Genomic DNA, 26,691 nt, shown 5'->3' with positions numbered 1-26,691 from the left:
TCCCGTGCCGGTCAGCCCGTCACCTCGCGCCCCGTCCGTCACACCCCCAGCGTGCGGGTGAAGCCGTCGGGAATCAGGACGTCGTCGCGGGTCAGATCGTGGATCGACGATTTCCCCATTCCCATCAGCGCGGAGTCGATGCCGCCGCGCATGATGTCGAGGACGTTCTCCACACCCGCCTGCCCGTTGGCCGCCAGACCCCACAGGTAGGCACGCCCGATCATGACGGCGCGGGCACCCAGAGCAACCGCCTTGACGACGTCGCTGCCCCGCCGCACGCCGCCGTCCAGCAAAACCTCGACCTGGTCGCCGACGGCGTCGGCGATCGCGGGGAGGCAGCGGATCGCCGCGGGAGTGCCGTCGAGGTTGTTGCCACCGTGATTGGACACCGTGATGGCCGAAACACCAGCGTCCACAGCACGTTTGGCGTCATCGACACGCACGGTGCCCTTGAGCAGGAACGGGCCGCCCCACTGTTCGCGCAGCCAGGCCACGTCCTCCCAGGTCGGCGGCGGAGTGCCCATCCACTGCCCGTAGGCCTCGAAGAACGTCGGGCCGGTCTCGCCGCGTCGACCCTGGTTCGGAACCCGCAGGTCAGGCGGGCGCAGATGCTTGGCGAAGCTGTAGAACCAGCGGGGCTTGGTGACGACCTCCGGGGACATCCGGATCATCGTCTTCAGATCCATCCGCTCCGGGATCTTCGGGCTGCCCCAGTCGCGGCCGTGCGCGAAACTCCAGTCGGTGGTCAAGATCAGGCCCTTGGCGCCGGCGGCGCGGGCCCGCTCCATCCGGGCGAGGATCTCGTCGCGGCTGCCGAGCCAGTAGATCTGGAAGAAGATCTTGTCGTTGACCGCGGTGACCTCTTCCATGGGCTTGCTCGCGAACGACGACAGACCCATCGCGGTTCCGCGGGCAGCGGCAGCGCGCGCCACGGCCACCTCGCCGTCGGGATCGATCGCCTGCACGCCCGTCGGGGAGATGATGACGGGCAGCGAAATGTCCTGCCCCATCACGGTTGTCGCCATGTCACGCTTTTCGGTGGCACCGATGACGTGGGGGGCGAAGCCGAGCTCGGAGAAGGACTCGACGTTGGCGCCGACCGTCACCCCCTTCTCACTGGCGGAGATCAGCGACGAGTACGCCGATTTCGGCAGGCGCTTCTTGGCGCGCTGCTGGGCGATGGCGACGGTTTCGAACCAGGTATCACGGGCCATGATGGGCTATACCGGACTTTCGTTGCAGAACTTCTTCGGAGGGGCGCTGAGCAGGGTGAGCGGAACGGGACCCTTGGAGGTGCGGCCGCCGCTGCGGGAGTGGTCGACGCTGGACTTGGGCTTGTTCCGGTCGGCGGCCAGGGCGGGTTCGCCGTAGCCCTGCACGCATTCGGGGTCGGGACCGTCGAGCGGCAGACCGGTGAAGAACTTCGCCGCCATGCAGCCACCGCGGCACGCGTCGTAGTGTCCGCAGCTGCCGCACGCGCCGGCCGACTGCGGCTCTCGGAGCTCGCGGAACAGCTCGGAGTTCTGCCACACGCTCTGGAAACCAGTCCCAAACCCATTGTCGGTCAGTATGTTTCCGGCCAGGAACTGGTCGTGGATGGCGAACGGGCAGGCGTAGACGTCGCCGACCGGGTCGATCAGGCAGACCACCCGGCCCGCGCCGCAGAGGTTGAGTCCAGCCAGTGCGCCGGGCTCGCCGAGACCGGACAGGTGGAAGAACGAATCACCGGTGAGCACGCGCTCGCCATGCGCGACGAGCCAGTCGTAGAGCTGGACCTGCTGCGCGGCGGTGGGGTGCAGTTCGTCCCAGACATCGGCGCCGCGGCCCGAGGGGCGCAGCCGGGTGATGCGCAGGGTGGCGCCGTAGCTGTCGGCCAGGGCCTTGAATTCGTCGAGCTGGTCGACGTTGTGGCGGGTGACGACGACGGAGATCTTCGCATCCTTGAAGCCCGCGGCGCGCAGGTTCTCCAGCGCGCGGGTGGCCATCGCGAAGCTGCCGGGGCCGCGAACCGCGTCGTTGACCTCGGCGGTGGCACCGTCGAGGGAGATCTGCACGTCGACGTAGTCGCTGGCCGCGAGCTTCGCGGCGACCTCTTCGGTGATGCGTACGCCGTTGGTGGAGAACTTGACCCCGACGTGGTGGGCGGTCGCGTAGTCGACGAGCTCCCAGAAGTCCGAGCGCACGGTCGGCTCGCCGCCGCCGATGTTGACGTAGAACACCTGCATGCGCTCGAGCTCGTCGATGATGTCCTTGCACTGCTGGGTCGTCAGCTCGCGCGGATCACGCTTACCCGAGGAGGACAGGCAGTGCACGCAGGACAGGTTGCACGCGTAGGTGAGCTCCCACGTCAGGCAGATCGGGGCGTCGAGGCCGCGTTCGAACTGGTCGACGAGCCGGGGCACGGGGGCGGTGACGGTCATCGGTCCTCTCCTGAGATGAGCATGTTCGACGAGACCAGCACACCCATCGCGTGCAGGTACGGCGTCAGTTGATCGTCTTCGAGTCCTGCTGCGCGGCAGGCGGATCGAACGTCGGGGTGATCAGACAGCGAGTTGATCACCTCGACGATCGTCCGGTTCTTCAGGAACGACAGCTTGCGGGTCCCGAAGTGGTAGAGCAGCGCGCCGAACGGCTCGGGCCGGACGGCCACCTGCGGATGCAGCCGCCAGCGCTGGTCCGGATCGAAAGTCGGCGCGGTCATGATCAGTAGACCCCGCACATCCCGTCGATGGACACCTCTTCGACCAGACTCTCGGTGACGAGCTCGTCGTTCTCGGTGTGCTGACTCGGCTCCATGGCACTGCCTTTCTGTTCGGTGGGGCTCGACATTTGTGACGCAGATCGCAACAATAAGGCACTGGGTGCCTAAATGGAAGGGGGACGTCGATGCAACCCGCCAAGGCACGAGTCGGGCGCCGTCGGTCGACCAGCTGGGAGCACATCAGCGCGGTCGCGATCGACCTGTTCACCGAGCGCGGGTTCGACGACGTCAGCGTCGACGACGTCGCGACGGCCGCGGGCATCGCCCGCCGGACGCTGTTCCGCTACTACCCGTCGAAGAATGCGCTGCCGTGGGGAGATTTCGACGCCCATCTGGGTCGGATGAAGGGGCTGCTGGCCGCCACCGATCCGGCAGCGCCAATTCACGAGGCGCTGCGGACCGCATTGTTGGCATTCAACGATTTCGACGACGCCGACCGACACCGTCAGCGCATGCGGCTCATTCTGGAAACCGAAGCGCTGCAAGCATATTCGATGACCATGTATGCGGGCTGGCGGGCTGTGGTCGCCGCCTACGTCGCGCGCCGCCTCGAGGTCTCCCCCGACGACCTGATCCCGCAGACGGTCGCGTGGACGATGCTGGCGGTGGCGCTGACGGCGTATGGGCAGTGGCTCGCCGACGAGTCGGTGTCCCTGGCCGCCGCGCTCGGCGGAGCCTTCGATCTGTTGGCCGGCGGGCTGGCCGGCCTGGACGCTCAGAACGGGGCGTGACCGGCGCTGCCATCGCCCGCGCCCGCAGCCGCGATCACCGCGGCGCGGAGCTCACGGTTCTGCGCACGTTCGGCCTTCACCCGCGCGGCGACCTCAGCGCTCCGTAGGCGGCGTCTGCGCGGAACCGTGACTCTCTTCGCCGCGGCGTCGGGCGGCACGGGCGGTGGCGGTGGCAGGTCGGCGGTGGCCACAGCGAAGCGTGGGAAGAACAGCGTGCTGCCCGGCCTGGTGGTGTAGCTGCGGCCGTCGGGGGCCGTGAACGTCACTGTGCCATCGGCTGATTGCACCTCGGTCCAACCGTCGACATCGAAGCAGAAGGTCTTCATGAGGTGATGAGTTCTGCACTTGGCGTTGAGGTTCGACGCGTGTGTGGGACCGTACGGCCACGGCACGCAATGGTCGATGTCGCACCGATCGGCGGGCACATCGCAGCCGGGGAACCGGCAGAACATGTCGCGGAGTCGAACGAACTGCGCCAGCTTGGCCGAGGGCCGGTAGTTCGGTTCCGGATCTGGCCCGGGTATCCACAGCGGCCCGACCTTCGCGCCGCCGGCGATGGCGTCGGCCAGCGCAACAGCCGGCATGACCTTCAGCCCGGGCAGCAGCGCCACTCCGGTATCAACTAAAGATGTCGGCGCACAATCGGTTTCAGGATCAGGACCATGCTCTACCGTCAAGTCGCACTCTGCGGCGGCCGGTTTCCCGGCGGCCTGCTCCGTTGAGGCGGGCTTTGTCGCGGCGTCGACCGTCGCATCAGGACCATGCTCTACCGACTCGTCGCACTCAGCGGCGGCCGGCTTCTCGGCGGCCTGCTCCTTTGAGACGGGCTTTGTCGCGGCGTCGACCGTCGCATCGAGGCCAACGTCTGACTGCTCCCCGGCGGTCTGCTGCGGTGATGCGGACCGCTGAGGTGAGTCCTCCTTGGTCGCGGCCCCGACTGCCGCCTGGTCGGCGATCACGTGGATCACGACATTCGACGCAGGCGCCGGCACATCCGTCTTCGGGCAGTCCGGCGAGCCGCAGCGGCAGGGCATGTGCTCGCGGCCGTTGAGCAGCGCGCCGGCGGCATCGGAGCGGCGCTCGCCGACGCTGCGCGGATCGTTCTCGCACACTCCGTTGATCATCGCGAGGATGCGCCGTTCAGCAGCGATACCGTCGGCAGCCATCAACCTGCCCCACGCCGAGGTGGTCTCCGCGCCGTCCTCGCGGGCTCCGATCCGGAAGTCACGTTCCTGCTCGATGTCTTTGGTGAACCGCACCGCATCGGGGTCGTAGCGTTCTATCAGTGCGTTGACGGCCCCGGTCAGCTTCTCTTCCGAGAGGGCTCCCCAGGACACCGCACGCTCGGCGAGCGCGGCATCGATCTCTGCCAGCACTCGGTCGTCGTCGACCAGATGGGTACGCCACGTCAGTTCGCTGATCACACGCATGCTGATGCGGCCCTCGCAGAACAGCGCCGCCACCCGGGGCAGCCGGTCCCGCAGCGCCATCGCAATGCGCATCTGCGCCGATGCCCGCCGCTGACCGATGGTGAGCGCCGCGCCGATCCGCGCGGCGGTCAGGGCCCACGGGTCGAACGTCCAGTGCGCGCGCTCGTCGTCGTCATCGACGCTGCGCCGGGTCAATTCAGCGATGGCGGCCAGCCGCCGCGCGCACGCCTGGCCCTCCTCGACCGCCGCCTGTTCGATCGCGCCCACCAACGCCTCGTCGGCAACATCGGCGAACATGTGTTCGAACATGTTTCCGAGTATGCCGCTCCGCTCCGACGAACCAGCCTGCGAGAAGCGTCCCCGGCGGCCGCCTGTGGATGGAATCGGATGTGGGGATAACTACCGCGGCGAAGCTCAGCCCAGCAGGTCGCCGATCGGCGCACCCGCGGCGATCTTGGCCCGCACCTTCATGACCTTGCCGGGAAAGCCGCCGCCCACCACGCCGACCACGACCCCGTCGCGCTCGTAGTAGGCCAGGAACTTGCGCCCGTCGTCCTCGACCAGGTGCACGGTGTCGGTGGCCTCCGGCTCACCCAGGGCCTGGATCTTGACGTCGTACTGATCGCTCCAGAAGTACGGCACCGACACCGCCGCCGGCGCATCCTGGCCCAGCAGAGCAGGCACCAGCGCACGCGCCTGATCGGCGACATTGCTCCAGTGCTCTACGCGCACTTGACCTTTCACCTCGTCCCGCCAGGAAGCGACATCGCCGATGGCCCACACGTGAGGCTCGCTGGCGCGGCCGGCGTGATCGCACACCACTCCGTTGTCCACCGCGATGCCACTGCCGTCGAGCCAATCGGTGGCCGGATGGGACCCGATGCCCACCACGACGAGGTCGGCGTCGATCTGCTCACCGTCTGACAGGGTCACCGACTGCACCCGGCTGTTCCCGCTCACGGCGTCCACGCCGACGCCGCAGCGCACGTCCACTCCTTCGGCCTGGTGCAACCGCGTCACCAGGGCGCCGATCTGCTCACCCAGCACTGACGCCAGCGGCGCCGGCTGCGGTTCGACCAACACCACGTCGACGCCCTTGGCTCGCAGGCTCGCTGCCACCTCGCAGCCGATGAAGCCCGCGCCGATCACCACGGCGCGGCGCGCATCGGCCGACTCCTGGCGCAATGCCAGGCTCTCGTCGACGTTGCGCAGCACGTGAATGCCCGCCAGGTCAGGAAACGATCGAATCCGCTTGGGCACCAACCCGGTCGCGATCACAAGCTCGTCATAGCCGAGCTGCGACCCGTCGGCCAGCGTGATCGTCTGCGCCGCGGTGTCCACCGTGCGTGCAGCGTTACCGAGGACGAGCGTGATGTCCTTCTCGGCATAAAAGTCGGCCGGCTTCAGCGTCGTCTCGTCGAGCTCCGCGCGCAGCACCTCCTTGGACAGCGGCGGGCGGTCATAGGGCAGGTGCTCCTCGTCGCTGACGATGGTCACCGGTCCCGCGTACTCCGCGCGGCGCAGCTGTTCAGCCGTCCGCGCCGCCGCCAAACCGCCCCCGACGATCACGACACCAGAAGTGCTCATCTGGGTTTTCTACCGCATCGGCAGGCGTCGCCGAGCGCCACCCTCAGCTCAGGGCCCGCTCGATGATGTTCGACAACACCACGATGCTCTCGCTGCGCTCGATGTCGGCGCTCGACCGGATGCGTTCCAGCGCCTCCTCGAGGTGGCGCATGTCGCGAGCCAGGACGTGCAGCATCGCGTCTGCCGTGCCGGTCACGGTGGCGGCGCTGACCACCTCCGGGATGTCCTGCCACGCAGCACGCAGCTGATCCGGCGCGATCGTGCCGTGGCAGAACACCTGCACGTACGCCTCGGTGGTCCAGCCGAGTGCGGTCCGATCGACGACAGTCGTGAAGGTGCGGATCACCCCGTTGTCGAGCATCCGGTCGACGCGGCGTTTGACCGCAGGCGCCGAGAGATTCACGCGCTGCCCGATGTCGGCGAACGTCGCTCGAGCGTTGTCGGCCAACTCCGCGAGGATCAGTTCGTCGGTCTCGTCCAGCCGGTCGGCCACGTTTCGCCTCCTGTGCGCAACAAATCATCGGCAGAACCACTTTCGCACAACAAACCACGTATAGACACGCAACAAGCGAAGATTGATTGCGCGGGGCCCGACAAAATATCGTGCAGACATGACGATGGACATCGCCGCGACCGCCCTCCCCCGGCCTCGCACCCGGCCTCACGAGAAGGTCGACCGCACCGCCCGGCCGCGCCGCTTCGTGATGGTCCGCCCCACCCATTTCGCCGTCGACTACGTCATCAACCCCTGGATGGACCTGTCGACCCCCGTCGACACCTCACGTGCGCTCGCCCAGTGGGAAGCCTTGCGGCAGGTCTACATCGACCTCGGCCACACCGTCGACGAAGTCGGCTCACTCCCCGGTCTGCCCGACATGGTGTACGCGGCCAACGGCGCCATGGTGGTCAACGGCCGCGCGGTGGTGGCGCGCTTCGCCCACCCCGAACGCGCCGGCGAGGCACCGGCGCACGCGGACTGGCTCCTCGACCACGGCTTCGTCAGCGTCCACACCCGCCACACCAACGAAGGACAGGGCGATCTCCTGCTCGTCGGCTCGACGATCCTTGCCGGCTACGGTTTTCGCACCGACCGACGCGCGCACCAGGAGATCGCCGACCATCTCGACATGCCGCTGGTCGGCCTGGAGCTGGTCGACCCGCGGTTCTACCACCTCGACACCGCCCTGGCCGTTCTCGACGACACGACCATCGCCTACTACCCGCCCGCGTTCGCCGAGCACTCACTGGCCACGCTGCGGCAGATGTACCCGCAGGCCATCGAGGTCGCCAGCGCAGACGCCTACGTGTTGGGCCTCAACGTCGTCTCCGACGGTCTCAACGTCGTGATGCCCGCCGCGGCCACCGGTTTCGCCGAGCAGTTACACCACCATGGTTTCCGCCCGGTCGGAGTCGACCTGTCCGAGCTGCTCAAGGGCGGCGGCTCGGTGAAATGCTGCACCTTGGAGGTTCATTCATGACTGCGATGCAGGCCCCCACCCGCACCGAGGATGCCATCGCCCTCGACAGCCGCTGCGTCGCACACAATTACGCGCCGCTACCCGTCGTGGCCGCGCACGCCGACGGTGCCTGGATCACCGACGTGGAGGGCAGGCGCTATCTGGACTGCCTGGCCGCGTACTCCGCCGTGAACTTCGGCCACCGCCACCCGGCCATCATCGCCGCCGCCCACGCGCAATTGGACCGGGTGACGTTGGTGAGCCGCGCCTTTCACGCCGAACCGCTCGCACCGTTCTGCGCCGCACTGGCCGCGCTCGCCGGCAAGGACATGGTGCTGCCGATGAACAGTGGCGCCGAAGCTGTCGAGAGCGGTATCAAGGTGGCCCGCAAGTGGGGCCACGACGTCAAGCACGTGCCCGCCGGTGAGTCGAACATCATCGTGGCGCGCAACAACTTCCACGGCCGCACGACGACGATCATCAGCTTCTCCGACGACGAGACGGCCCGGCGCGGATTCGGCCCGTACACCCCAGGCTTCCGGTCGGTGCCCTTCGGTGACGCCGACGCACTGACTGCCGCGATCGACGACCACACCGTGGCGGTCCTGCTCGAACCGATCCAGGGTGAAGCCGGCATCATCGTGCCGCCCGACGACTACCTGCCGCGGGTGCGCGCCCTGTGCACCGAACGTGACGTGCTGATGATCGCCGACGAGATCCAGTCCGGCCTGGCCCGCACGGGTGCGACGTTCGCCTGCGACCACTGGGGCGTCGTCCCCGACATCTATCTGCTCGGCAAGGCGCTCGGTGGCGGGGTGGTGCCGCTGTCGGCCGTCGTGGCCGACCGCGACGTGCTCGGTGTGCTGAATCCGGGCGAGCACGGGTCGACGTTCGGCGGGAACCCGCTGGCCACCGCGATCGGCCACACCGTGGTCGACCTGCTGGCGACCGGCGAATTCCAACGCCGTGCAGTCGAACTCGGCGCCGTCCTGCACGCCCGGCTGACGGACCTCATCGGCCACGGCGTACTCAGCGTGCGCGGCAAGGGACTGTGGGCCGGGGTGGACATCGACCCGGTGCACGGTACCGGCAAGCAGATCAGCCTGCGCCTGGCCGAGCGCGGCGTACTCGTCAAGGACACCCACGGTTCGACGCTGCGCTTCGCTCCCCCGATCGTCGTCACTGCCGACGAGATCACCTGGGCTACCGAGCAATTGGCCGAGGTGCTGGCTTAGTACTTGGCCGTGCCCCGGTCGACGGCGATCTGCGAGCCGGAGATGGTGGCCGAACCGTCCCCGGCCAGCCACGCGACCACATCCGACACCTCCTCGGGAGTCATGAACTCCTTGAGGCCCTTCTTGCCCGCGTGATGCACCGGCTGATACGGCATCGGCGAAAAGCTGTGCAGGAACGCGGGATACTTGCCGAAGATCTCCATCATCGCCTCGGGCTGCACCATCGGCGTGTCGATGGAGTACGGATGGATGGAGTTCACCCGGATGCCGAACTCACCGGCCTCGATCGCGAGCGCGTTCGTCAACGCCACCAGACCGTGCTTGGACGCCGAGTAGTGGGCGTTGCCCGGGGTGGCTTTGGTCCCGGCCGACGAGCTGACGATGATGATCGATCCGCCGTTGCCCGCCTCGATCATCGCCGGCACCGCCGCCCTGATGGTGCGCCACGTCCCGTTGAGGTTGACGTCGATGACGGTGTCCCACTGCTCTTCCGACATCTCCCAGATCCGGCCCCAGCTCAAGATGCCGGCGTTGGCCACCACGATGTCGAGCCTGCCGAACTGCTCGATACTGTCGGCGACGAGCTGCTGCTGGGCCGCGAGGTCCCGGATGTCGACTTCGCGGGTGAGCACCTTGCGGCCGGCCTCTTCGACCAGCCGCGCCGTCTCGGCGAGATCCTCGGCGGTCGGCATCGGATAGGTGACGGTGTCGGTGACCGCCCTGCAGACGTCGATCGCGATGATGTCGGCGCCCTCGGCGGCCAATCTGACGGCATGCGCGCGGCCCTGCCCTCGCGCCGCCCCGGTGATCAGCGCGACGCGCCCTTCCAGTGATGTCACCGGCTCAGGCTAACAGCAGAACTAGAACGCGTTCTAGTCCCTAGAGTTCGGCGATGATCTGTTGCCGCTTGGCGGTGTACTCGGCTTCGCTGATGGTGCCGGTGGCCCGCAGCGTCTCGAGTTCCTGGAGTCGCTGCGCGACGGTCGGCGGGGCGGGGGTCATCGGCGGCGCGGTCGAGGCGACCGCGACGGGCGGCGGCGCCTGCTGCGCGGCTGCTCGCCGGACGATGGCCTGCACCTGCTGGCGTGCAGCGGGATTCGAGCGCAGATCGATCATGCTGTTGATGCTGATCCCATTCGCCTTGAGGACGTGCAAGATCTCCATCAGCGGCTCGACCTGACCGGTCAGGTCGTAGGTCCGGTTGTCTTCGGCCACCGAGAAGGTCGCCGGCATCAGCCCACTGATCAGGGAGCTTCGTTCCCAGTCGATCTGGTAGTCATTGGTCACCGGGTTGACCAGCGCGACCAGCTTGCGACTCATGATCATCGGCTGCCGTCCCATCGACGCGACGACCTTGTCCTGCGTCGAGAACGGTGTGATGCCCGGCCCCGAAATCTGCAGATCGAGCTTGACCAGGGGCTGGTCGTTGATCTGGGTGTTCGTCTCGTGAATCCCCACGACCTGCGCCAGCGCCAGCACGCCGCTGGCCTCCAACTCCTGCGTCTTCGCGGCCGCCTTGGCCCCGAAGCCGGTGATCCCCAGCGCGATCAGGATGTCGATCGCGGTGATGATCAGGCCACCCCAGAACAGCCAGCTCATCATCGGGTCGCGACCGCTCGCGAAGTAGATCACCAGGAAGATCGGCCCGACGATGCCGCACAGCAGAACGAACAGCTGGACCTTGATGTAGCGCCAGAGGGTCGACACGGGTCAGATTATGACCCGAACACTCAGGATACGGGCGGGACCTGCACAGGATTGGCGTCGGGAACCGGGACCGGACGCTGCTGGACCAGCTGGAACAGCGGCGCCACCCACTCGTCGGCGGACGACGGGGTCCGCGCGTAACTGGTGTGCACGGCGACCGCCGCCGGGTTCATGTCGTCCGCGGCGTCGGGGTCGTAGTCGCAGACCGCATCCCCGAGATCGCAGACGCTGATCGTGCGGGCACCCATCGCCGGAGTCAGCGCGGGCGGCGTGTGCGCCAGGATCGGCCAGTCCTGCGCGACGCCCTTGCCGCGCCCCGGAACGGCCGTGACCGAACCCAGGTTCAGCGTCGGGTCCGTCGGCAGACGGTCACCGTCGGCGACCAGGAGGGCGGCCGAGAGATTGGGGCTGGGTTCCAGCGCGGCGAGGTTGCGGTGCACCACCATTGCGCCCTGCGAGTAGCCGGCGAGCACCACCTGCGTCGTCGGGCACTGCGCCACGAACGCGGCGTACTGCGCGCCGAGAGCCGTCGCGCCGGTGTCGACGCTGCCCATGAAGCCCAGCCATTCCATCGCGCCGCCGTCGGGAGGCACAGGGACGGCCGGGTAGTTGACCGCTTCGGCGGTGATCGTGCGCCCGCTCTGATGTACCAACTGCGCGAAGTCGCGGTAGGAGGTGTTCACGACGCGGCCCATACCGTTGTCGGCGGCGATGTCGGCGGGCGTGCGCTCCCCGGAGCCGGCCGCACCGATCCAGTGCACGTCAGGGCACCCTGGTTGGGCGGCGGCCGTGCCGGCGGACAGACCGATCATGGCTGCACCACCGACGAGGGCGGCGGCCGCAGCTGCAGAGAACGAACGAAGACTCACGAAATCCCAACCTTTGACCAGATGAAAGCGGCGGACCCCTCGACCGCCGCCATGAAGTACATCGGCAGGAACTGCCGCGGCGTTACGTGCACAGACAAAAGTGGCGCCCACCCTTTCGGGTGAGCGCCACTTTCGTATGGCTGGATGCCTAGATCACTTGATGATCTTCGACACGCGGCCGGCGCCGACGGTACGGCCGCCCTCGCGGATCGCGAAGCGCAGGCCCTCGTCCATGGCGACGGGCTGGATCAGCTTGACGGAGATGTCGGTGTTGTCACCGGGCATCACCATCTCGGTGCCCTCGGGGAGGGTCACCACGCCGGTCACGTCCGTGGTCCGGAAGTAGAACTGCGGACGGTAGTTGTTGAAGAACGGCGTGTGGCGGCCACCCTCGTCCTTGGACAGGATGTAGACGCTGCCCTCGAACTCGGTGTGCGGGGTGGTCGTGCCGGGCTTGACGATGACCTGGCCGCGCTCGACGTCCTCGCGCTTGATGCCACGAACCAGCAGACCGACGTTGTCACCGGCCTGGCCCTGATCGAGCAGCTTGCGGAACATCTCGACACCGGTGACGGTGGTCTTGGTGACGCCCGGGCGGATGCCGACGATCTCGACTTCCTCGTTCACGTTGATCACGCCGCGCTCCACACGACCGGTGACCACGGTGCCGCGGCCGGTGATGGTGAAGACGTCCTCGACGGGCATCAGGAACGGCTTGTCGGTCTCGCGAACCGGGTCCGGGATGGACTCGTCGACGGCCGCCATGAGCTCCTGGACCGACTGGACCCACTTCTCGTCGCCCTCGAGCGCCTTGAGCGCCGAGACGCGCACGACCGGGGCGTCCTCGTCGAAGTCCTGGGCGGCCAGCAGTTCGCGGACCTCCATCTCGACGAGCTCGAGGAGCTCCTCGTCGTCGACCATGTCGGACTTGTTCAGCGCGACCAGGATGTAGGGCACGCCGACCTGACGGGCGAGCAGCACGTGCTCGCGGGTCTGCGGCATCGGGCCGTCGGTAGCGGCGACCACGAGGATGGCGCCGTCCATCTGGGCGGCACCGGTGATCATGTTCTTGATGTAGTCAGCGTGACCGGGGGCGTCGACGTGCGCGTAGTGACGCTTCTCGGTCTGGTACTCCACGTGGGAGATGTTGATCGTGATACCGCGCTGACGCTCCTCGGGCGCATTGTCGATCTGGTCGAATGCGCGCGACTCGTTCAAATCGGGGGTACTGGTCGTGCAGCACCTTGGTGATTGCTGCGGTCAGCGTGGTCTTGCCGTGGTCAACGTGACCGATGGTCCCGATGTTGACGTGCGGCTTCGTCCGCTCGAACTTCGCCTTCGCCACTTCTGTGTCCTCCTGGACTTGTTGGTGCTCTTACTTAAGCAGTTGATGTGTTCAGTTGTGCGGTCCTCGCGAGAGGCTACCGGTTACTGTCCGGTCGCCTTCGCTGACCCGGATTGCTCGCCTCCGGCTCAGCTCCGCTCCTCAGCGCTGGCGCGCCTCGATGCTCACTGACCCGTCGCCTTCGCGATGATCTCCTTCGACACGTTCGCCGGAACTTCGGCGTACGAGTCGAACACCATGGAGTAGTTGGCCCGGCCCTGGGTCTTCGACCGGAGGTCGCCGACGTAGCCGAACATCTCCGACAGCGGCACCTGCGCCTTGACGACACGCGCACCGCTGCGCTCCTCCATGGCCTGGATCTGACCACGGCGGGAGTTCAGGTCGCCGATCACGTCACCCATGTAGTCCTCGGGGGTGGTGACCTCGACGGCCATGATGGGCTCGAGAATGACGGGCTGCGCAGCCTGCGCGGCCTTCTTGAGCACCTGCGAGCCGGCCACCTTGAACGCCATTTCCGACGAGTCGACCTCGTGGAATGCGCCGTCGAGCAGGGTGACCTTGATGTTCACCAGCGGGTAGCCGGCTAGCACGCCGTACTGCATGGCGTCCTGCGCACCGGCATCCACCGACGGGATGTACTCGCGCGGGATGCGGCCACCGGTGACCTTGTTCTCGAACTCGTAGGTCGCACCGTCCTCGCCGCTGAACGGCTCGAGGTCGATGAGAACCTTCGCGAACTGGCCGGAGCCACCCGTCTGCTTCTTGTGGGTGAACTCGACCTTCTCCACCTTGCGGCGGATGGTCTCGCGGTAGGCCACCTGCGGCTTGCCGACGTTGGCCTCGACCTTGAACTCGCGACGCATCCGGTCGACGAGGATGTCGAGGTGGAGCTCACCCATACCGCCGATGACGGTCTGGCCGGTCTCCTGATCGAGGTGCACCTTGAAGGTGGGATCCTCTTCGGCGAGCTTCTGGATCGCGGTGCCCAGCTTCTCCTGGTCGCTCTTGGTCTTGGGCTCGATGGCGACCTCGATGACCGGATCCGGGAACGTCATCGACTCCAGGACGATCTGGTTGTTCGGGTCGCTCAGGGTGTCACCGGTGGTGGTGTCCTTGAGCCCGATCACGGCGTAGATGTGGCCTGCGGAAGCCGTCTCGACCGGATTCTCCTTATTGGAGTGCATCTGGAACAGCTTGCCCAGCCGCTCCTTCTTGCCCTTGGTCGAGTTGACGACCTGCGAGCCCGAGTCGACCTTGCCGGAGTACACGCGGACGTAGGTCAGCTTGCCGAAGAACGGGTGGGTGGCGACCTTGAACGCCAGACCCGAGAACGGCTCGTCGGCCGACGGCTTGCGCGAGATGACCTCGTCTTCCTTGCCGGGGACGTGTCCCTCGGCGGCCGGCACGTCCAGCGGGTTCGGCAGGTAGTCGATGACGGCGTCGAGCATGGGCTGCACACCCTTGTTCTTGAACGCCGAACCGCACAGCACCGGGTAGCCCTGGCTGGAGATGGTCAGCTTGCGCAGACCGCTCTTGATCTCGTCGACCGTGAGCTCTTCTCCGCCCAGGTACTTCTCCATGAGGTCGTCGTCGGTCTCGGCGACGGCCTCGATCATGGCGGTGCGGTACTCCTCGGCCTTCTCCTGCAGATCGGCCGGGATGTCGACGGTGTCGTACTTCTCGCCGAGCTTCGTCTCGCCGCGCCACACCTTGGCCTTCATCTCGACCAGGTCGACGACGCCCTCGAAGTCACCTTCGGAGCCGATCGGCAGCTGGATCGGGACGACGTTCGCGCCGAGGCGGTCCTTCATCGTCTGCACCGAGAAGTAGAAGTCGGCGCCCAGCTTGTCCATCTTGTTGACGAAGCAGATACGCGGGACGTCGTACTTGTCGGCCTGGCGCCACACCTGCTCGGACTGGGGCTCCACGCCCTCCTTGCCGTCGAACACGGCCACGGCACCGTCGAGCACGCGCAGCGAACGCTCCACCTCGACGGTGAAGTCGACGTGGCCGGGGGTGTCGATGATGTTGATCTGGTTGTCGTTCCAGAAGCAGGTGGTCGCGGCCGAGGTGATCGTGATACCCCGCTCCTGCTCCTGCTCCATCCAGTCCATCGTGGCCGCGCCGTCGTGCACCTCACCGATCTTGTAGCTGATACCGGTGTAGAAGAGGATGCGCTCGGTCGTCGTCGTCTTGCCGGCATCGATGTGCGCCATGATGCCGATGTTGCGGACCTTCGTGAGGTCGGTCAGCACGTCCTGTGCCACGGCTAGATTCCCACTCTTTCGCTTGCTCGGTTGCTGTCGTCTTGCACCACCCTCGGCACCACTGCCGGGGGTGCTAAATCACCAGCGGTAGTGCGCGAAGGCGCGGTTGGCCTCGGCCATCTTGTGGGTGTCCTCGCGGCGCTTGACCGCGGCACCCAGGCCGTTGCTGGCGTCGAGGATCTCGTTGGCCAGGCGCTCGATCATGGTCTTCTCGCGGCGAGCCTTCGAGAAGCTGACCAGCCAGCGCAGCGCCAGCGTCACCGAGCGGTCCGGGCGGACCTCGACGGGGACCTGGTAGGTGGCACCACCGACGCGGCGGCTACGCACCTCGAGCGAGGGCTTGACGTTGTCCATGGCCCGCTTGAGCGTGACCACCGGATCGGTGCCGGTCTTCTCGCGGGCCTGTTCGAGCGCACCATAAACAATGCGTTCGGCCAGCGATTTCTTCCCGTCCAACAGGACTTTGTTGACCAGCTGGGTGACCAGCTGCGACCCGTAGACCGGATCGTTGACCAACGGACGCTTGGGCGCGGGTCCCTTGCGCGGCATCAGCTCTTCTCCTTCTTCGCGCCGTAGCGGCTGCGGGCCTGCTTGCGGTTCTTGACGCCCTGGGTGTCAAGCGACCCACGGATGATCTTGTAGCGCACACCCGGGAGGTCCTTCACACGACCACCACGCACCAGCACCATCGAGTGCTCCTGCAGGTTGTGACCCTCACCGGGGATGTAGGCGGTGACCTCGACCGAGCTGGTGAGCCGGACGCGGGCGACCTTGCGCAGCGCGGAGTTCGGCTTCTTGGGGGTCGTGGTGTACACGCGAGTGCACACGCCGCGACGCTGGGGGCTCCCCTTCAGCGCCGCGGTCTTCACCTTGGCGACCTTGTCGTGGCGACCCTTGCGGACCAGCTGGTTGATCGTTGGCATGTACCGGCTTCCTGTGTTGCTTTCGTCTTCTTGAAGTTCATGTCGCGGGCTACCCCGCATCCGGGCGTGTCGCATGCGGCCGCCGCGTGATCTCGGAGTATTTTCCAAGCACCGCAGCACTAGACATGCGAAGTGGCCCGGCGCGCAGGTGTGCTTGCGACTCGATTTCAGCCGCAGGCGCCTAGTCTGCCAGGCACGACGGTCCACGATACCAGGGCGCGCGACCTCGACAAAACCCGCTGACCTGCGTAAGCGCTGTCACCGGTGGCGCATACCGGCGGCCAGCCGCATGACCATATCGCTGAACACCGCGTCGGTGTCGATGCCGCTCATCACCCCGGTCATCTCGAGAAGCACGAAGCCGTGCATGGCCGACCAGAACTCCAGCGCTGCGAAGAACGCCGATTCCTCGGTCAGCCCGTAGGTCGACAGAACAGAGATGACCGGGGCCGCGGCGGCGTGGGTGGCGTCGGTGAATTCCGGATCGTCACCGCCCAGCGGCATGCGGGGTGAACGCCGAGTAGCGGCCCGGGTGGTGGTGGGCGTAGCTGCGGTAGGCGCCGGCCATCACCATCACCGCATCGTCGGGGGTCCTGCCCTGTCCGACGGTGTTGAGCATCTCGATGATGTCGCCGACCACCCGCATCCGCACCGAGCGACGCAGGTCGTCGAGGCTGTGCACGTGGTTGTACAGCGACGGGCCCTTGGTGCCGAGCTGGTTGGCCAGGGCGTTGATGGTCAGCGCGTCCCAGCCTTCGCGGTCGAGGAAGGTCAGTGCGGCGTTGACGATGGCTTCACGGCTCAGCCTCGCCGTACGCGGCGGCCGAGTAGCCATCTCGTCGTTCCCCCTTCACAGCCCGTGCATCCGGGTAGACGAGAGACTCTAGTTCACGCGCTCCTGGCTGAGCTGGGCAAGCTGCCCGACGATGGTGCACAGGTCGGGCAGGGTCTCCGAGTTCAGGGTCTGGATGGACCAGGTGATGACGTCGCTCCCCTTGGCCACGTAGATGCTGCACGCCGAATCGTCGGACGCCTTGAAGCCCTTGTTTCCGTCCAGCGACATCTCGGTCAGGGTGCGGCCGGCCTGCTGCTCGAGTGCGCGCTCGGTGTCCATGTCGCTGCCGCGGTACCACCAGGTCGAGATGCCCATGCCGGCGCCGACGTCGCCGATCATCGTGTTCTCCTGCCAGAAGCACCCGGCGTCGCTGACGACGGCGCGGGTGAACAGGTTCACCCCGGCCGCCGCGGCGACGTCGGAGTCGGTGATGCCGTTGCAGTCGGCGCTGCGGAACCCGCCACCCGGGGCGGAGCCGGCACCGGTGGACGGCGTGGCAGGACCGGACGGCCCGCCACAGGCCGTCATCGAGATGCTCAGCGTCAGGCCCAGCCCGGCGATCATGCGCACGGTGCCCATGTCACATGTCCGAGCGCAGGGTCGCCGTCAGCAGCTTCACCGCGTCCGCGCAGGGGTCGCCTGCCTTCTGGTTGCGGTACTGCACCCACCAACTCAGCACTCCGGTGCCGGCGGCAGCGGTCGCCGAGCACGCCGCGCCGGTGACATCGCGGCGGGCCGAGAACGCCTGGTGCCGCTCGATCACCGTGTCCTTCACGACGGCGCCGCGCGCGACTGCCACCTCGTGTTCCCGTGCGAGAGAGCCGGTGTCGAACCAGGAGAACGTCACGTCGACGGTGACCGCCCCGGGCCGGGCCAGGATGTACTGGCACACCGCGCCGCTGTAGGGCCGGATCACGTCGTCGGCGCCGAGCGTCGCCTGCACCGTGCTGTCGTCGAGCAGACCGCACCGATCGTCGACGTATCCGTACGACCGGTCGGGGTCGGGAACCGACCCCTCCGCGCGCTGGGCGGTACCGCCCACCGTGTGCGCGCAACCCGCTGCCGTCGCCGTCGCGAGGACACCGGCGACAGCGACGGCGAGGGCATCCATCGCACGGTGGCTCACGGGTTGGCGCATCGCAGCTCACGGTACCCAGCGCAACTCGCTGTGGCGACTCGCTCGACGTCGTACGCTGCCGAGGTGACCTCTTCACCACGAGTGCTGGCCGCGGGCGTTCTCACGGTGTCCGCCGTGTTGATGGTCGCGCCGACCGCGCAGGCCAAGAACGGTGACACCCACATCACCGGGCAGGGCGTGAGCAGGACCATCGACTGCAACAACGCGACGCTGATCGTGGTGGGCACCGGGAATCAGATCAACGCGCTCGGAACCTGCTGGGCGGTGACCGTCCAGGGATCGAGCAACACGATCGTCGCCGACAACGTCATCAACGACATCACGGTGTACGGATACGACCAGGCGGTCTTCTACAAGAACGGATCGCCGGTGGTGTGGGATCGCGGACGCGAACTGGGGATGACAAATCGCGTCGATCGGGTACCCGCCTAGCCGTGAATCGACTTCTCCTCGGCGGTGCGGCGCTATGCGCGGCCGCGCTCGGAATCTCGGCATGCGGCTCCACCAGCTCCGACACCGATCAGCCCACAGCGACGGCCGGCTCGTCGGGCGCACAGATCGAGATCGGCAACACGATCAACTACGGCTCACTGGGTACGACGGCCGATTTGGATTGCGCGGACGGCAAGTCGCTGAACGTCGGAGGGTCGAACAACACCCTCACGATCGCAGGAACCTGCGCGAACGTGAACATCGGCGGGGCCGACAACAAGATCACCTTCGACAAGGTCGACAAGGAACTGTCGGTGGTCGGCATCAACAACACCGTCACCTACCGCGACGGCGACCCGAAGGTCAACGACACCGGCAGCAACAACACCATCAGCAAGGGCTGACGCCGGCTCAGGTCGCGCTGGCTCCGTGCCTGCCCGCGCCGGCGGCGAAACGTGCCGCGCCGTCGAGGGATTCGGCGGCGACCCGGGACATGCTGCCGAACTCCACGTCCATCGCGTCGGCCTCGGAGAGCCCCCACTGGTGCAGCGCCGAGAGCCGGTCGCTGCGCATGCACTGCTGCGGGAGGCGGGCGAGCTCGGCGGCCAGCCCCTCGGCCGCGGCGCGGGCCTGTCCCGTCGGCACCACGCGGTTGGCCAGCCCGATCGCCAGCGCCTCATCGGCATCGACTGCCCGCCCGGTCAGGATCAGATCCATCGCCCGGCTCTGGCCGATCAGCCGGGGCAGCCGCACCGTGCCGCCGTCGATGAGCGGCACCCCCCAGCGACGGCAGAACACGCCCATCACCGCGTCCTGTTCGACCACCCGCAGATCGCACCACAGCGCCAGCTCCAGTCCCCCGGCCACCGCGTAACCGCTCACGGCGGCGATCACCGGCTTGGACAACACCATCCGGCTCGGGCCCATCGGCCCGGGCCCGCTGCGGTGCACGGCGTTGGCCTCCGGGGTGCCGAAAGCCTTGAGATCGGCTCCGGCACAGAAGGTTCCGTTGTCGCCCCACAGCACAGCCACCGCAGCGTCGTCGTCGCGGTCGAACTCGTCGAAGGCGGCGTGCAGCGCGGCCGCCGCCGGCCCGTTGACCGCGTTGCGGGCCTGCGGGCGGTTCATGATCACCGTGGTCACCGGGCCGCTCTTCTCGACCCGAACTCCGTGTTCGCTCACCGTGCCTCCATGATCTCGTCGTCACGCCGCGCCGCCAGTTCCGCGGCGAAGTCCTGGTAGACCGCCCGCAACGCCGCACCGGGCCAGCCCGCCGGCATCAGCTCCCCGGGCAGCACGGGGTCGGCGCGCAGGTGCCGAACGATGCCCGCGGCCGCAGCGAAACGGCCGGGAACATCAGCGGCTCCGGCCATCTCGGCCAGCAATTCAGTGCCGGCGGCCATCCATGCCGGCAGATCCCACAGCGCCGTCGCGAGTCCGGCCGGATCGTCGTCGTGCACCCGCAGCACCCGGATGTGCGGGTGCACGTCATCCGGCAGCGTGATGTCGAGGTTGGCCGGACGCAGCCACAACCCCTCGCGGAGTTCACCGAACCTGCTGTCGTGCAACGCTGTTCGCATCGTCGATCGAGTGCGGGCGCCGTTGCCGACGCTGGTCACCGCAACCCCGATCCAGGAACCGTCCCACGGCACGGTGCGGGGGTCGATCGCGTCGTCCTGGCGGCGCTGCCGCGCCAGCAGTCGGTCGGACAGACGGTAGCCGTCGCGGGAACGCACCAGGTCACCCGCACTCACCATCCTCGTCAACGCGACTCGAACCGTGGGCTCCTTGAGGTCGAAATCCGCTGTCAGACGCAGCAATTCACTCGCGGTGGCCCAGGCCGGATGCGCACCCAGCAGCACGCTCAGCACCACCGAGCGGGCCGTCATCCGCCTCACCGGCTGCGGCATTCACACCCCCGAGGTGGCGCGCCCGTAGTCGCCGAACGGTTCGTCGCGGCCGCGTACCGCCTCCCGGAACCCGTGCTCGCGGGCCTCCGCCACGAAGGCATGGCCCTCCGGGGTGTGCCGAGCAATGCCGTCGAACACCGTCGAGACCATCGCACTGGTGGCGACGCCCTGGTTGATCAGCGCGCTGTTCATCGCGAGCTTGATCATGATGAGCTGGTTGACCGGCATCGCGGCGATCCGCTCGACCAGGCGTTCGGTGCGCTCGTCGAGGTCCTCGAGCGCGGGCGCCTCCACCGCGAGTCCCCACTCCGCGGCCTGCGCGCCGGTGATGCAATCTCCGGTCAGCAGAAGCCTTTTCGCGCGCTGGTCACCGAGGCGGTGCGCCCACAGGCCCGCCGCAGGCACACCCCAGACCCGGGTGGGCGGATAGCCGATCTTCGCGTCCGCCGCGGCGATCACCTGGTCGGCGTGCAGCGCGATGTCGGTGCCGCCCGCCACGCAGTAGCCGTGGATCTTCACCACGGTCGGCTTGTCGGCGTGCATCAGGGAGGCGAAGCCGCGCACGAACCGGCTCATCATCTGGTAGTCGATCATCGGATCCCACGGCTGATCCGGGAGATGGTTGATCGCCTGCGTCTTACCCGACAGCACGGTGTCGCGGTACGGGCTGCCGCCCCCGGCCGACGACGAGCCCTCGGCGTAGGCCGAGAGGTCGAAGCCGGCGCAGAATCCCTCGCCGCGGCCCGAGACCAGGATGACGTGGACATTCGGGTCGAGGTCGGCGCGTTCGACGAGTGCCGACAGCTCGAGCGGGGTGTCGGCGACGATCGCGTTGCCCTTTTCGGGGCGGTTGAACGTGATGCGCGCGACGCGGTCGGTGACTTCATAGGTCATCGTCTTCAGGTCGTCGAAGTCCACCGGCCTGATCGAATGGGTCATGCCTTGACCATCGCGCGCTCGAGGATCGGCGAGAGATCGAGCCCGGTGGGCAGCGTGCCGAACGCGCCGCCCCACTGCCCGCCCATCCGGGTGGCGAGGAACGCCTCGGCGACCGCGGGGTGGCCGTGGCGGACCAGCAGCGCGCCCTGAAGTGCGAGCGCGATGTTCTCCGCGACCTGCCGCGCGCGGTACTGGATCGTCTCGAGGTCACCGAGCTGCGGCCGCAACGCGTTCACGTGCGCGTCCAACCGCGGATCGTGCCCTGCCGTCGCGCCCAGCTCGTCGAACAGCACGTCGATGCACTCCGGCCGGGTCACCATGGCGCGCAACGTGTCCAGCGCGCTGACATTGCCCGAGCCCTCCCAGATGCCCATCAGCGGCGCCTCGCGGTAGAGCCGCGGCATGCCGGAATCCTCGACATAGCCGTTGCCGCCCAGGCACTCCATCGCCTCGGCGGCGTGCGGTGTCGCCCGCTTGCACACCCAGTACTTGGCGGCGGCCAGCCCGATTCGGCGTAGCAGCGTCTCGCGCTCGTCGCCCCGCACGGCGTGATCGGTGGCACCGGCCATCCGCATCGCCAGCATCGTCGCCGCCTCGGCCTCCACGGCCAGATCGGCCAGCACGTTGCGCATCAGGGGCTGGTCGATCAGGTAGTCGCCGAATGCCGAACGGTGCTGGGCGTGGTGGATGGCCCGCATCAGCCCGGTCCGCATGCTCGTGGCGCTGCCCAGCGTGCAGTCCAGCCGGGTGAGGTTGACCATCTCGATGATGGTCGGCACGCCGCGCCCCTCCTCGCCGACCAGCCACGCCGTCGCACCGTCGTACTCGACCTCGCTGGACGCGTTGGCGTGGTTGCCGAGCTTGTCCTTCAGCCGCTGCAGGAACATCCGGTTGCGGGTGCCGTCAGGCAGCACGCGCGGCAGCAGGAAGCAGCTCAAGCCGGCCGGAGCCTGAGCGAGCACCAGGAAGACGTCGCACATCGGCGCCGAAGTGAACCACTTGTGCCCGCGCAGCGAGTAGCTGCCGTCGCCGTTCGGCGTCGCTTCAGTGGTGCCGGCGCGGACATCGGAGCCGCCCTGCTTCTCCGTCATCGACATGCCGGCGGTGATGCCGGCCTTGGTGGTCGGCACCTTCAACTCCGGGTCGTAGGTGCGGCTGGTGAGCAGCGGCTCGTAGATCGCCGCCAGCTCGGGATTGTGCCGCAGCGCGGGCACGACGGCGTAGGTCATCGAGATCGGGCAGATGTGGCCGGGCTCGGGGGTCCACACCGACGTCTTGGCGGCACGCACCACGTGGGCGCCGGGCCGGTCGTCGGCCCACGGGGCGGCGTGCAGGCCGTGGCCGACGGCCACGGTCATCAGCTGGTGATAGGCGGGGTCGAACTCGATCTCGTCGACGCGATGGCCCACCCGATCATGGGTGTGCAGCACCGGCCGGTTGCGGTCGGCGAGCTCGCCCCAGCGCTGCGCCTGCGCGGAGCCGCCGAGAGCGCCCAGCTCGTGCACCTCGTCGATGCCCCACTGTCCGCCCTCCCGGATCAGCGCTTCGGCGAGGACGGGCGAGGCGGCGGGGTTGAAGTCCGTCAGGGGCGGGACCTGATTGGTGACGACGTGCGTGTCCATCCCCACACTGTTACATCTTTTCGACGGTCATACAAGATCTGTAACAGCGCGATGGCGCCGCCACGCGTCGTAGCGATGCAACGCGACCATCACCACCGCGGCCAGCGCCCACCCCAGCAGGAGGTCGACCACGTAGTGCTCGGCGCTGTACACCAGCGTGAACGCCATGACCAGCGGATACGCCACCAACAGGGGACGCCAACGCCGCTGCACCCGGGTCCACAGGAACGCGGCGAGTGCCGCCGACATCCCCGCGTGCAGCGACGGGATCGCGGCCACCAGGTTCACGCTGGCCTGCCCCTGGTCCAGCAGCGCGGTCGCCGAGTGGAGGTTCAGCTTGCCCCAGCCCCGCCCGACGATGCGCTCCACCCAGTCGTTGGCGCCGTCCTGGGTGAACTGCATCGAGCCGAGCAGACCGCCGTCGGGCACCCCGCGGGCCGGCCGGAACATGCACCCCGGCCCTGACGGCCCGCCGGACACATCACCTGGCGTGCACCGCGCCGCGGCCCAGGGTGGGGCGGCGGGCAGGAGCGCATAGATCAGCAGCGCGACCAGGTTCAAGCCGACGAACAGCCGGACGAACGCCTTCCACTCCTGGCGGTCACGCAGCCACAACACCGCCGCGATCACGTACGGGAGGATGAAGAACGACATGTAGACGCCGCTGATCACGACCTCCCACCAGGGCGGGGTGGGCATCTTGAGGCGTTCCTGCAGCCACACCGTCGGCATCGCGCCGTCGAACATCGCACGGTCGGCGTCGGCCTGCCAATGCCACAGTGTGGGCCGGCCGATCAGCGTGGCCGCCCCCCGGCTCAGGTCGTAGGCGATGAGCACCAGCGCGAACGGCAACCAGTCGCGGATCACCGCGATCATCCGCCGGCCCTGACCGATGCTCGCCGCCAGCAGTCCGGTGCAGATGTAGACCAGCAGCAGTTCGCGATTGAACGCAAGACCGTCGGTCACCGTCCGGTAGGCCACGACGGCGGCCCAGACGGCGACGGCGATCCACCGCAAAATGCGGAGCCGGCTGATCCGGCGCCGCGGCGGGACACCGGGCGCGGGCGCGACCGCAATCGACGACTGTTCGATTGCGGACACATGAGCCTTTCGACACGGGAAGGGCAAGGATTCCCGGCGTCAGACTAATTAACCTCGCGGCCAGCTGCCGTTCAACATGCGTTCGGCTACGAAGTTGTGACCGTGTCAGAGGTTGTCGGGCAGGTTGTCGCGCAGGAACGCGATGTCGTCCTTGCGGCCCTCGTCGGCGGTCTCGCAGATCACCGGCGCGCCGGCCGCGGACACGACCGCGACCAGCAGCTGCGGGTCGATCTGCCCCGTGCCGAAATTCGCATGCCGGTCCGCGCCGGAACCGGCGGCGTCGCGGGAGTCGTTGCAGTGCACCAGGTCGATGCGGCCGGTGATGGACTTGATCCGCTCCACGGCATCGACCAGCGCCTCGCCGGCCGCCCAGGCGTGGCAGGTGTCGAGGCAGAAGCCGATGCCCGTGTCCCCGATGCGGTCCCACAACCGGCCGATGGTGTCGAAGTGGCGGGCCATCGCATGGTCACCGCCGGCGGTGTTCTCCAGATACACGGGCACCTCGGTCTCGAGATAGTCCAGGGCCTTCACCCACCGCTCGAAGCCGGCGTCCATGTCGTTGTCGTCGGCGTGCCCGCCGTGCACGATCACCGCGGTGGCACCGACGTCGGCGGCCGCGTCGCAGGTGTCCTGCAGGATCTTGCGCGACGGGATGCGCACCCGGTTGTTGGCCGACGCCACGTTGATCAGGTACGGCGCGTGCACGTAGATGGGTGTGCTCGCGGCCCGCAGCACCGCGGCGTCCTCCCGCGGTTTCGGCTTCTTCCAGCTCTGCGGATTGCCGAGGAAGAACTGGACGACGTCGGCGCCGTCAGCGGCCGCCGCGGCCAGGGGGTCGTCACCGTGAACGTGGGATCCGATCAGCACGCCGCCGAGTCTAAACGCGGCGTCAGACAGGGGTGCGAAGCGACGAAATGGGGAAAGGTAGGGGCATGGCGTCGCAGACGGAATACGACCTGGTGGTCATCGGCTCGGGCCCGGGAGGGCAGAAGGCCGCGGTGGCCGCGTCCAAACTCGGCAAGTCCGTCGCCGTCATCGAGCGGGGCTGGATGCTGGGTGGGGTGTGTGTCAACACGGGCACGATCCCGTCGAAGACACTGCGCGAGGCCGTCATCTACCTGACCGGCATGAACCAGCGCGAGCTGTACGGCACCAGCTACCGGGTCAAGGACCACATCACGACCGAAGACCTGCACATGCGCACCTCCCACGTCGTCACCCGGGAGATCGACGTGGTCCGCTCGCAACTGATCCGCAACCGCATCGACCTGTTCACCGGGCACGGTCGGTTCGTCGACCCGCACACCGTCATCGTGGAGAACGACAACGACAGCGAGCACATCACCGTCACCGGCGAGAACATCGTGATCGCGACCGGCACCAAGCCCGCCCGGCCCGACGACATCGAGTTCGACGACGAGAAGGTGCTGGACTCCGACGGGATCCTCGGGCTGAAGAAGGTGCCGCTGTCCATGGTGGTGGTCGGCGCCGGAGTCATCGGCATCGAGTACGCCTCGATCTTCGCTGCGCTGGGCACCAAGGTGACCGTCATCGAGAAGCGGCCCTCGATGCTGGAGTTCGTCGACTCCGAGATCGTCGAAGCACTCACCTTCCATCTGCGCGACCTCGCGGTGACGTTCCGGTTCGGCGAGGAGGTCACCGGGGTCGAGATCGGCGAGGACACCACGCTGACGACGCTCGCCTCGGGCAAGCGCATCGCCGCCGACACCGTCATGTACTCCGCCGGCCGGCAAGGGCTCACCGAAGGTCTTGACCTGAAAACGGCGGGCCTGGAGGCCGACAAGCGGGGACGTCTGGAGGTCGATGACGACTTCCGCACGTCGGTCGACCACATCTTCGCCGTCGGCGATGTCATCGGCTTCCCCGCCCTGGCCGCCACGTCGATGGACCAGGGGCGGCTGGCGGCCTACCACGCGTTCGACGAGCCGGCCAACGACATGACTGCCTTGCAGCCGATCGGGATCTACACGATCCCCGAGGTGTCCTTCGTCGGCGCCACCGAGGCCGAGCTGACCGAGAAAGCCGTGCCGTACGAGTTCGGGGTGGCCCGCTACCGCGAGCTGGCCCGCGGTCAGATCGCCGGCGACTCCCACGGCATGCTCAAGCTGCTGGTCTCCACCGAGGACCGAAAGCTGTTGGGAATCCACATCTTCGGCAGCAATGCCACCGAATTGATTCACATCGGGCAGGCCGTGATGGGGTGCGGCGGCACGGTCGACTACCTCGTCGACGCGGTCCTGAACTATCCGACGTTCTCCGAGGCCTACAAGATTGCCGCGCTCGACGTCACCAACAAGCTGCGCGCCGTCGAGGAGTTCCAGAAATAGAAAGAACCCCCACCCTCTGTCGAGAGTGGGGGTTCTTCTCTGTCTGACTAACGG

General features: G+C 67.6%; 27 protein-coding genes and 2 pseudogenes. 6 read left to right on the top strand and 23 right to left on the bottom strand.

Annotated elements, in window-relative coordinates:
- Nucleotides 1-38: 38 nt before the first annotated feature.
- From mftD to mftA, 4 genes are read right to left on the bottom strand one after another with little or no spacing between them, the layout of a single operon-like run.
- Entirely contained in the window at nucleotides 39-1,214 is a 1,176-nt protein-coding gene (mftD, locus tag PGN37_RS16020; RefSeq protein WP_335332001.1) for a pre-mycofactocin synthase MftD, read from the bottom strand.
- Between the two features lie 6 nt (nucleotides 1,215-1,220).
- Nucleotides 1,221-2,420 (bottom strand): mycofactocin radical SAM maturase, encoded by a 1,200-nt coding sequence (gene mftC, locus PGN37_RS16015; RefSeq protein ID WP_335332000.1) that lies wholly within the window; start codon nucleotides 2,418-2,420, stop codon nucleotides 1,221-1,223.
- On the bottom strand, nucleotides 2,417-2,701 hold the full coding sequence (gene mftB, locus PGN37_RS16010) for a mycofactocin biosynthesis chaperone MftB (RefSeq protein ID WP_335331999.1): 285 nt from the start codon (nucleotides 2,699-2,701) through the stop codon (nucleotides 2,417-2,419). Before mftB ends, mftC begins: the two co-directional genes overlap by 4 nt.
- 2 nt (nucleotides 2,702-2,703) lie before the next feature.
- Nucleotides 2,704-2,796: a mycofactocin precursor MftA gene (gene mftA, locus PGN37_RS16005; RefSeq protein WP_073682527.1), complete on the bottom strand. Its 93-nt coding sequence runs from the start codon at nucleotides 2,794-2,796 to the stop codon at nucleotides 2,704-2,706.
- A gap of 90 nt (nucleotides 2,797-2,886) precedes the next feature.
- Here mftA and mftR point away from each other — a divergent pair, with 90 nt between their 5' ends.
- On the top strand, nucleotides 2,887-3,492 hold the full coding sequence (gene mftR, locus PGN37_RS16000) for a mycofactocin system transcriptional regulator (RefSeq protein WP_335331998.1): 606 nt from the start codon (nucleotides 2,887-2,889) through the stop codon (nucleotides 3,490-3,492).
- Here mftR and PGN37_RS15995 read toward each other — a convergent pair.
- From PGN37_RS15995 to PGN37_RS15985, 3 genes are all read right to left on the bottom strand, one after another.
- The gene (locus PGN37_RS15995) at nucleotides 3,477-5,231 is read right to left on the bottom strand and encodes an HNH endonuclease signature motif containing protein (protein WP_335331997.1); all 1,755 of its coding nucleotides are present in this window, start codon (nucleotides 5,229-5,231) and stop codon (nucleotides 3,477-3,479) included. The two genes, mftR and PGN37_RS15995, sit on opposite strands and share 16 nt — an antisense overlap.
- Before the next feature lie 105 nt (nucleotides 5,232-5,336).
- The gene (locus PGN37_RS15990; protein ID WP_335331996.1) at nucleotides 5,337-6,509 is read right to left on the bottom strand and encodes an NAD(P)/FAD-dependent oxidoreductase; all 1,173 of its coding nucleotides are present in this window, start codon (nucleotides 6,507-6,509) and stop codon (nucleotides 5,337-5,339) included.
- Between the two features lie 43 nt (nucleotides 6,510-6,552).
- Nucleotides 6,553-7,002 (bottom strand): Lrp/AsnC family transcriptional regulator, encoded by a 450-nt coding sequence (locus PGN37_RS15985; RefSeq protein WP_335331995.1) that lies wholly within the window; start codon nucleotides 7,000-7,002, stop codon nucleotides 6,553-6,555.
- Nucleotides 7,003-7,120: 118 nt separating this feature from the next.
- Between PGN37_RS15985 and ddaH the strand changes: the two genes are divergently transcribed.
- Entirely contained in the window at nucleotides 7,121-7,987 is an 867-nt protein-coding gene (gene ddaH, locus PGN37_RS15980) for a dimethylargininase (protein WP_442932940.1), read from the top strand.
- Complete coding sequence (gene rocD, locus PGN37_RS15975) at nucleotides 7,984-9,201, top strand: ornithine--oxo-acid transaminase (protein ID WP_335331994.1); 1,218 nt, start codon at nucleotides 7,984-7,986, stop codon at nucleotides 9,199-9,201. Before ddaH ends, rocD begins: the two co-directional genes overlap by 4 nt.
- Here the strand turns inward: rocD and PGN37_RS15970 are convergent.
- From PGN37_RS15970 to PGN37_RS15925, 10 genes and pseudogenes are all read right to left on the bottom strand, one after another.
- On the bottom strand, nucleotides 9,198-10,031 hold the full coding sequence (locus PGN37_RS15970; RefSeq protein ID WP_335332109.1) for a mycofactocin-coupled SDR family oxidoreductase: 834 nt from the start codon (nucleotides 10,029-10,031) through the stop codon (nucleotides 9,198-9,200). The genes rocD and PGN37_RS15970 overlap by 4 nt on opposite strands.
- A gap of 49 nt (nucleotides 10,032-10,080) precedes the next feature.
- Nucleotides 10,081-10,908, bottom strand: a complete 828-nt coding sequence (locus PGN37_RS15965) for an SHOCT domain-containing protein (protein WP_335331993.1) — start codon at nucleotides 10,906-10,908, stop codon at nucleotides 10,081-10,083.
- 23 nt (nucleotides 10,909-10,931) lie between these two features.
- Nucleotides 10,932-11,720: a cutinase family protein gene (locus tag PGN37_RS15960; RefSeq protein WP_335332108.1), complete on the bottom strand. Its 789-nt coding sequence runs from the start codon at nucleotides 11,718-11,720 to the stop codon at nucleotides 10,932-10,934.
- Nucleotides 11,721-11,930: 210 nt separating this feature from the next.
- Nucleotides 11,931-13,122: pseudogene (gene tuf / locus PGN37_RS15955) on the bottom strand (elongation factor Tu).
- Nucleotides 13,123-13,286: 164 nt separating this feature from the next.
- Nucleotides 13,287-15,338 carry an elongation factor G gene (gene fusA / locus PGN37_RS15950; protein WP_442932945.1) on the bottom strand — a complete coding sequence of 684 codons (2,052 nt, stop codon included), beginning with the start codon at nucleotides 15,336-15,338 and terminating at the stop codon, nucleotides 13,287-13,289.
- 129 nt (nucleotides 15,339-15,467) lie between these two features.
- Nucleotides 15,468-15,938: a 30S ribosomal protein S7 gene (gene rpsG, locus PGN37_RS15945; protein ID WP_011895901.1), complete on the bottom strand. Its 471-nt coding sequence runs from the start codon at nucleotides 15,936-15,938 to the stop codon at nucleotides 15,468-15,470.
- Nucleotides 15,938-16,312: a 30S ribosomal protein S12 gene (gene rpsL, locus PGN37_RS15940; protein ID WP_046361107.1), complete on the bottom strand. Its 375-nt coding sequence runs from the start codon at nucleotides 16,310-16,312 to the stop codon at nucleotides 15,938-15,940. Before rpsL ends, rpsG begins: the two co-directional genes overlap by 1 nt.
- A gap of 258 nt (nucleotides 16,313-16,570) precedes the next feature.
- Nucleotides 16,571-17,147: pseudogene (locus tag PGN37_RS15935) on the bottom strand (TetR/AcrR family transcriptional regulator).
- Between the two features lie 48 nt (nucleotides 17,148-17,195).
- Entirely contained in the window at nucleotides 17,196-17,726 is a 531-nt protein-coding gene (locus PGN37_RS15930; RefSeq protein ID WP_335331991.1) for a DUF3558 domain-containing protein, read from the bottom strand.
- Between the two features lies 1 nt (nucleotide 17,727).
- A complete protein-coding gene (locus PGN37_RS15925; RefSeq protein ID WP_442932944.1) occupies nucleotides 17,728-18,258 on the bottom strand; it encodes a DUF3558 domain-containing protein in 531 nt (176 codons plus the stop codon).
- Nucleotides 18,259-18,405: 147 nt separating this feature from the next.
- On the opposite strand from PGN37_RS15925, the gene PGN37_RS15920 reads away from it, so the two are divergent.
- Nucleotides 18,406-18,717: a DUF3060 domain-containing protein gene (locus PGN37_RS15920; protein WP_335331176.1), complete on the top strand. Its 312-nt coding sequence runs from the start codon at nucleotides 18,406-18,408 to the stop codon at nucleotides 18,715-18,717.
- A gap of 2 nt (nucleotides 18,718-18,719) precedes the next feature.
- On the top strand, nucleotides 18,720-19,121 hold the full coding sequence (locus tag PGN37_RS15915) for a DUF3060 domain-containing protein (RefSeq protein ID WP_335331989.1): 402 nt from the start codon (nucleotides 18,720-18,722) through the stop codon (nucleotides 19,119-19,121).
- A 7-nt stretch (nucleotides 19,122-19,128) separates the two neighbouring features.
- Here PGN37_RS15915 and PGN37_RS15910 read toward each other — a convergent pair whose 3' ends face one another.
- The 6 genes from PGN37_RS15910 to PGN37_RS15885 form a co-directional block, all read right to left on the bottom strand.
- Nucleotides 19,129-19,899 (bottom strand): crotonase/enoyl-CoA hydratase family protein, encoded by a 771-nt coding sequence (locus tag PGN37_RS15910; protein ID WP_335331988.1) that lies wholly within the window; start codon nucleotides 19,897-19,899, stop codon nucleotides 19,129-19,131.
- On the bottom strand, nucleotides 19,896-20,606 hold the full coding sequence (locus PGN37_RS15905) for a PaaX family transcriptional regulator C-terminal domain-containing protein (protein ID WP_335331987.1): 711 nt from the start codon (nucleotides 20,604-20,606) through the stop codon (nucleotides 19,896-19,898). The genes PGN37_RS15910 and PGN37_RS15905 overlap by 4 nt, the downstream gene beginning before the upstream one ends.
- A 21-nt stretch (nucleotides 20,607-20,627) precedes the next feature.
- Nucleotides 20,628-21,566 (bottom strand): crotonase/enoyl-CoA hydratase family protein, encoded by a 939-nt coding sequence (locus tag PGN37_RS15900; protein WP_335331986.1) that lies wholly within the window; start codon nucleotides 21,564-21,566, stop codon nucleotides 20,628-20,630.
- A complete protein-coding gene (locus PGN37_RS15895) occupies nucleotides 21,563-23,188 on the bottom strand; it encodes an acyl-CoA dehydrogenase family protein (RefSeq protein WP_335331985.1) in 1,626 nt (541 codons plus the stop codon). The genes PGN37_RS15900 and PGN37_RS15895 overlap by 4 nt, the downstream gene beginning before the upstream one ends.
- 27 nt (nucleotides 23,189-23,215) lie before the next feature.
- Nucleotides 23,216-24,289 (bottom strand): phosphatase PAP2 family protein, encoded by a 1,074-nt coding sequence (locus PGN37_RS15890; protein ID WP_335331984.1) that lies wholly within the window; start codon nucleotides 24,287-24,289, stop codon nucleotides 23,216-23,218.
- Between the two features lie 105 nt (nucleotides 24,290-24,394).
- A complete protein-coding gene (locus PGN37_RS15885) occupies nucleotides 24,395-25,156 on the bottom strand; it encodes a deoxyribonuclease IV (protein ID WP_335330984.1) in 762 nt (253 codons plus the stop codon).
- A 65-nt stretch (nucleotides 25,157-25,221) separates the two neighbouring features.
- Here PGN37_RS15885 and sthA point away from each other — a divergent pair, with 65 nt between their 5' ends.
- Complete coding sequence (sthA, locus tag PGN37_RS15880) at nucleotides 25,222-26,637, top strand: Si-specific NAD(P)(+) transhydrogenase (RefSeq protein WP_335331983.1); 1,416 nt, start codon at nucleotides 25,222-25,224, stop codon at nucleotides 26,635-26,637.
- The last annotated feature ends 54 nt before the right edge of the window (nucleotides 26,638-26,691 follow it).

The organism is Mycobacterium kyogaense (genome assembly GCF_036946525.1).
GTDB lineage: Bacteria > Actinomycetota > Actinomycetes > Mycobacteriales > Mycobacteriaceae > Mycobacterium > Mycobacterium kyogaense_A.
The sequence above is the reverse complement of the archived record's forward strand: the minus strand, read 5'-3'. Positions and strand labels throughout refer to the sequence as shown.